The organism is Vibrio fujianensis (genome assembly GCF_002749895.1).
Lineage (GTDB): Bacteria > Pseudomonadota > Gammaproteobacteria > Enterobacterales > Vibrionaceae > Vibrio > Vibrio fujianensis.
In genome coordinates this window covers 94,439-100,731 of the sequence record NZ_NBUS01000042.1, presented here as the reverse complement: position 1 = coordinate 100,731, position 6,293 = coordinate 94,439, and the positions used below count along the sequence as shown (strand labels likewise).

The 6,293-nt window shown below is 46.0% G+C and carries 3 protein-coding genes and 1 pseudogene; all 4 read left to right on the top strand.

The genetic code is table 11. From position 1 onward, the window contains the following. Positions 1-3,017, top strand: a 3,017-nt coding sequence (locus B7C60_RS09330) for a type I restriction endonuclease subunit R (RefSeq protein WP_245869107.1), incomplete at its 5' end; no start/stop codon positions are given. 30 nt (positions 3,018-3,047) lie between these two features. Beyond that, positions 3,048-3,998 (top strand): LysR family transcriptional regulator, encoded by a 951-nt coding sequence (locus tag B7C60_RS09325; RefSeq protein WP_099611415.1) that lies wholly within the window; start codon positions 3,048-3,050, stop codon positions 3,996-3,998. Positions 3,999-4,179: 181 nt separating this feature from the next. Then, positions 4,180-6,048, top strand: coding sequence for a TonB-dependent receptor domain-containing protein (locus B7C60_RS09320; RefSeq protein WP_281251698.1), 1,869 nt, complete (start codon positions 4,180-4,182; stop codon positions 6,046-6,048). 60 nt (positions 6,049-6,108) lie between these two features. Further along, positions 6,109-6,293 (top strand): annotated as a pseudogene (locus tag B7C60_RS18755) (alpha/beta hydrolase); the annotation flags it as partial.

The window sequence follows — 6,293 nt, the reverse complement described above, 5'->3', positions numbered from 1 at the left end:
AAACCGTTGCCACGCCGCAAACGCCTGTACTTATTAAAAACAACAAACTCTTTCACCAATATTTAATCGAGGGTGTGCCGGTTGAATACTCGGTGATGGAGCACGGACAATGGGTGACCAAGCATACTCATGTTCGCTTAATTGACTTTGACAACCGAGAGAATAACGAATTCTTAGTGGTCAATCAGTTCACCATCACGGGCAGCAAAGTCAATCGCAGGCCAGATGTGATAGTCTTTATCAATGGTTTGCCAATGGCGGTGATTGAGCTGAAAAATCCCGCTGATGATCACGCCGACATTTGGAATGCTTACAATCAAATCCAAACTTATAAAGAAGAGATCGCCGATCTGTTTGTGTTCAACGAGGCATTGGTCATTTCTGATGGTTGGACGGCGCGAGTCGGCTCGTTAACGGCCAACAAAGAGCGCTTCTTGCCATGGAAGACGATAGAAAGTGAAGACGACAAGCCGCTACTCGAATTCCAATTAGAGACCATGGTGCGTGGCTTTTTTAAACCAGAATTGCTGCTCGATTACATCCGTTACTTTGTTTTGTTTGAAACCGATAACGACAAAGTCATCAAAAAAATTGCCGGTTATCACCAATTCCATGCTGTACGTGCTGCGGTGAAAGCGACGGTCATTGCGGCTACCACCGCGGATCAAATTACTGAACCCCGAGCCAATTACGCCAATACCGTGGTGCAGGGAAGTAAAAAAGCGGGCGTGGTTTGGCATACTCAGGGCAGTGGCAAAAGCATTTCGATGGTCTGCTACGCCAGTAAATTGCTGCAACAACCCGCCATGAATAACCCGACTCTGGTTGTTGTTACCGACCGTAATGACTTAGACGGCCAGCTCTTTAACACCTTCACCATGGCGCAAGACACCTTAAAGCAAATCCCGCAACAAGCCACTGACCGCGATGCATTGCGCGAGTTACTGCTCAACCGTCAGTCCGGTGGCATCATCTTCACCACGGTACAAAAATTTGCGCTGCTTGATGAAGAAACCGCGCATCCTGTTCTCTCTGAACGCTCGAATATCGTGGTGGTGTCTGATGAAGCGCACCGCAGTCAATATGGCAATAAAGCGCGCCTTGTTGATGTCAAAGACGAGCAGGGCAATGTGGTCGGCCAGCGTTATGTTTATGGTTACTCCAAATACATGCGTGATGCACTGCCCAATGCCGCGTTTATTGGTTTTACCGGCACACCTATATCGCTAGACGATAAAGACACTCGCGGGGTGTTTGGTGACTATGTCTCGATTTACGATATTCAAGATGCGGTCGATGATGGTGCAACGGTGCCGATTTATTACGAATCGCGCCTCGCCAAGCTCGATATTAATCAAGATGAAATCGAAGCGCTGAACGATCAGGTCGAAGAAGAAATCGGCGAAGACGAAGAAACCGCCAGCCGTGAGAAAATCAAATCACACTGGTCGGCGCTGGAAAAACTGGTCGGTGCCGAGCCACGCATCCAGCAGGTGGCAAAAGATCTGGTCGAGCATTTTACCACTCGCTGTGAAACCTTTCCGGGTAAAGCGATGATTGTCGCCATGAGCCGCGAGATTTGCGTCGATTTATACGATGCCATTGTGGCGATTAAACCTGAGTGGCATAACGATGATCCCGCAAAAGGCGCAATCAAAATTGTTATGACCGGCAGCGCCGCAGATAAAGCCAAAATGCAGCCGCACATTCATGATAAAAAAACCAAGAAGCTGTTTGAGAAACGTTATAAAGACACCAGTGATGAACTGCAATTGGTGATTGTGCGCGATATGTGGTTAACCGGTTTTGATGCGCCATGCTGTCATACCATGTATATCGACAAACCAATGAAAGGTCATAACCTGATGCAGGCGATAGCGCGAGTGAACCGCGTGTTTAAGGATAAGCCCGGCGGTTTGGTGGTTGACTATATTGGTATTGCCAATGAGCTTAAAAATGCACTGAAGACTTACACCAACAGCCAAGGCAAAGGCAAACCAACCGTTGATACCGCGGAAGCTTTCGCCGTCTTTATGGAAAAAATCGACGTCATTCGTGGTATGTTTGCCACGCCAGTGGATGGTGAGGTGTTTCACTATCGCCCTGATTTTGAAACTCGGCCGCTGCAACTGCTGCCGGGAGCTGTCAACCATATCTCGGGCCTCTCACACCGCAACAGCAAAGGCGAAGAAGTTCGTGATGGTAAACGTCGTTTCCTTGATGTGATGGCGGCAATGATGAAAGCCTTCTCGCTGTGCAGTACGTTGGATGAAGTGAATGGCTATCGCCATGAAATCGCCTTTTACGGCGCGATTAAAACCGCATTTCTCAAACATTCTACGGTGGATAGCAAACGCAGTGATGAGCTGCGAAACTCTGCCCTGCGCCAAATCCTCAATAACGCGATAGTGGCCGATGGCGTGGATGATATCTTTAAAACCGTAGGGCTGGATAAGCCGAACATTGGTTTGCTCTCTGAAGAGTTCTTAGAAGATGTGAAGAACATGAAAGAGAAGAATTTAGCCGTAGAACTGCTAGAAAAACTGCTGCGCGACGAAGTGAAAGCAAGAATGAAAAACGATGTGGTGCAAGAGAAGAAGTACTCAGAGCGCATCATGTCGACGCTGCAAAAGTACCATAACCGTAGTATTGAAACCGCGCAGGTAATTGAAGAGCTAATCCAGTGGGCCAAAGAGATGCAGGCTGACGCTGAGATGATGGAAAAGCTCAACCTATCTACTGATGAAATAGCGTTTTACCGTGCATTGGTCACCAACGAAGCTTCTGTGCGCAGCCTAGGCGACGATAACCTGCGTCAACTCGCCATTGAACTCACTCACCAACTGCGTAAGTCCGCCACGGTAGATTGGCAGAAACGAGAAAGCGTGCGTGCACGGATGCGCAACCTTGTACGTCGTTTACTGCGTCGCTGGAAATATCCACCTGATGCGGCCGAAGAGGCGATTAAGCTAGTGTTAGAACAAGCAGAAGTGCTAGCCGATGGCTGGTATTCGTAGTGGTAAATTTTTTATCAAAGAGCTTTTACTATGGACATATCTCAGGTTGATATCAATTCTCTGCTGATTCTTAAGCATTTACTTGAAGAAAAGCATGTCTCGAATACGGCTCTGAGAATGAATGTTAGCCAGTCATCTGTCAGCCGTGCGCTGCAAAAAATGCGTGCACTATTTTCCGATGAGCTTTTGGTTCGAACCCATTCAGGCTATGAGTTAACGCCGAAAGCCTTGAATATCAAGCAAGACATCAACTTAGTGATCAATAGCTTAGAAGTATTGGTGAACAAACAGTCCTTTGATCCGCAAACAACCACAAGTACTGTACGATTTTTTGGTCTCCAGCCGCAGATCAATACCTTAATGCCCACGGTGATTGGTGAAATTCGCCGTCAAGCGCCGAAAATGACCATCAGTATTGATACTACAGCGAAACGGCACTTTGAAGCCTTGATTGCCGGTGATGTGCATTTTGTTCTATCTGCTCATCAGCCCCCCAGTTCTGATCAAAATTTATACCGAATGATAGTTGCCAAACGTGAATTTAAGCTACTTATGAGTCGGGATCATCCGCTTGCCGAGCAAACACTCTCGGCGAAAAAATTGCGCCATTGCAGTTTTGGACAAATTTCTCTGCAGGGAGAAAAAACCCTCTCGTTTGAACATAAATTTATTGAGCTTGGTTTAGTCGATAAAAAGAATCGCCTATCGGTTCCTGTGCTGCTCAGTCATTTTAGTTCTGCAGCGAATATTGCAGCGACCAGCGATATCATCTTCCATCTTCCTGCTGCTTATGCTGAGGAGGCGTGTCGAGATCGTCGCTTAATCACCCGATCTGTCCCGAATGAACTCCGCTTAGACTTTACCTCGGTGTATCTCTATTGGCACAAGCGATTTCATGATGATGCGATGTGTGAATGGGTGCGCTCAATTTTCAAACAATATTATGTCGAAGATCATGCAGAAAATCTAATAATTGCATAATTCATAGCAGTGTTATGCAATATGCGGATAGTGATATTCGCATTCACAAATACGATTCTGATTGCTAATTTATCTTTCCCTCTATCTAATTGATAATAATTATCAGTAATAATCTGGATTAATTATCATGCAACCAGTTCGTTTTGATTGTCGTCGTAAGTCTGTAAAAATGACAGAAATGATGACGATAGGGCTAAGTACCGTTCTTTTTACCCCGGCTTTTGCGGCGCAGATAGACGCTTCTTCGATGGAAACCTTGGTGGTGACCGCATCAGGTTATGACAAAGCTGCCACTGAAGCACCAGCATCGATTAGTGTGATTGACCGTGTGCAGTTAGATAGCCGCTCTTACAAAGACTTAACCGATGCTCTGAAAGATCTTCCGGGGGTCATTATCACCGGAGGCGGTTCGCGTCAGGAGATTTCTTTACGGGGGATGCCTTCTGAATATACGGTTATTCTTGTTGATGGGCGCAAGCAGTCGGGGCGCGAAACTCAAGTGAGTAGTGGGGGTGGTTTTGAACAGGACTGGTTACCTCCGCTGAATGCTATTGAACGTATCGAAGTGGTACGTGGCCCCATGTCAACGTTGTATGGTTCGGATGCGATCGGTGGTGTTATCAACATCATTACCCGTAAAGATTATCAGCAGTGGCACGGTAGCCTTCGTGCTGAAGCAACATTGCAAGAAAAGGCCCAATCTGGTGACTTTTATCAAGGCCAGCTTTATCTTGCAGGCCCGTTAGTGGAAAACTTACTCAGCGCTTCGCTATCGGGTTTGTATCAAGAGCGTAAAGAAGATGAAATCTTATATGCTAATGGGGGTAAGGAGCTACAAAGTTATCGCGCGTCGCTTTATCTGACACCGACCGATGACGATACGCTGACCTTCGACTATACCTATCATGATCAACAACGCATCAATACTGAAAACAAGTCCAGAACGGCAAATGCAGAAACCAATAACCACCGTCGCTCATTCGGCTTGGCTCATGCTGGGACTTATCAATGGGGGCAAGGTCAATCGTATTTAAGTCACGAAAACGTTGAAAATGTGGGCCGTCAATTGGAGGTCGAAAATACCAGCGTGAATACACAGTGGTCGATGCCCATTGGCGAACATTATTTGACGGTGGGTGCTGCTTACGAAAAACAGCAGTTGGATAATCGCCAGTTTTTGTTTAAAAACCGCCAGTGGTCTTTGTATGCCGAAGATGAATGGTACTTAACCGAGCTGTTTGCATTAACCGCAGGGTTACGCTTGGACAATAATGATCAGTTTGATACTCAACTAAGCCCGCGTCTATACGGTGTTTATAGCTTAGATCGCCATTGGACGCTAAAAGGTGGGCTTTCGACAGGCTATCGTGCGCCGAGCTTGACGGAGATGGAAGGCGATTGGGTACAAGAAAGCTGCAATGGTCGCTGCGAGGTCTTTGGTAACCCAAATCTGAAACCTGAAACATCGGTCAATACGGAAATAGGAATTTATTTTGTTGGCGATGATTCTCTCACATCGAACGTGACGCTGTTTTACAACCGCTTCGAAGATAAAATTGACAAGGTCAACCTTGATGCCAACTGCAGTGGCCGAGCCTGCGATGCCACTTACGTTAATGTCGAAGATGCCAAAACGTATGGCGCGGAAGTGTCTATCTCGAAAAACATTGTTCAAACTCTCGATGTGTCAGCAACCTATACCTATAGTGAGACGGAAAAACAGTCTGGTGATGACAAAGGATTGCCGTTGACTCAGATGCCTAATCATCTTTTGGCGATTAATACTAACTGGTCTGTCGTTGATCATCTCAATATTTGGACTCGTACCTCCTACCGGAGTAAAGAAAAACAGGCAATTACCCAAGATTCTCGCAATGTGCTAGCCCCTTCAGTCACCTATTTCGACTTTGGTGCTCATTGGCAACTCAATACCAATGTCAAGCTTATGGCCGGTATCTACAATCTGTTTGATAAAGAAACCACTTATCAAGAATATGGTTATGTGGAAGATGGGCGGCGTTATTGGTTCGCTATCAACACGACATTTTAATCTCACTTTTAAACCACATGTCTCTGGTGCCATGATCACCAGAGACTTTGAGAATTGATCATGAAAAAAATTATTTATTTCTTGTTGCTGTGTTGTTTTGCATCACCGAGCTTAAGTTTAGATGTTAACGCTAACGTCAGTAGAGATGTCGTTTATAAAACGATTAATGGGCAAGCACTGAAGATCAATATCTATTTTCCTCAGGAGTCTAGGGTTGAGCGTCCACCGTTACTAGTCTGGATTCA

Bases quoted from the DNA above. Each gene is read 5' to 3' on its own strand.
- B7C60_RS09325 (WP_099611415.1), top strand. From the start codon at position 3,048: ATGGACATATCTCAGGTTGATATCAATTCTCTGCTGATTCTTAAGCAT.
- B7C60_RS09320 (WP_281251698.1), top strand. From the start codon at position 4,180: ATGACGATAGGGCTAAGTACCGTTCTTTTTACCCCGGCTTTTGCGGCG.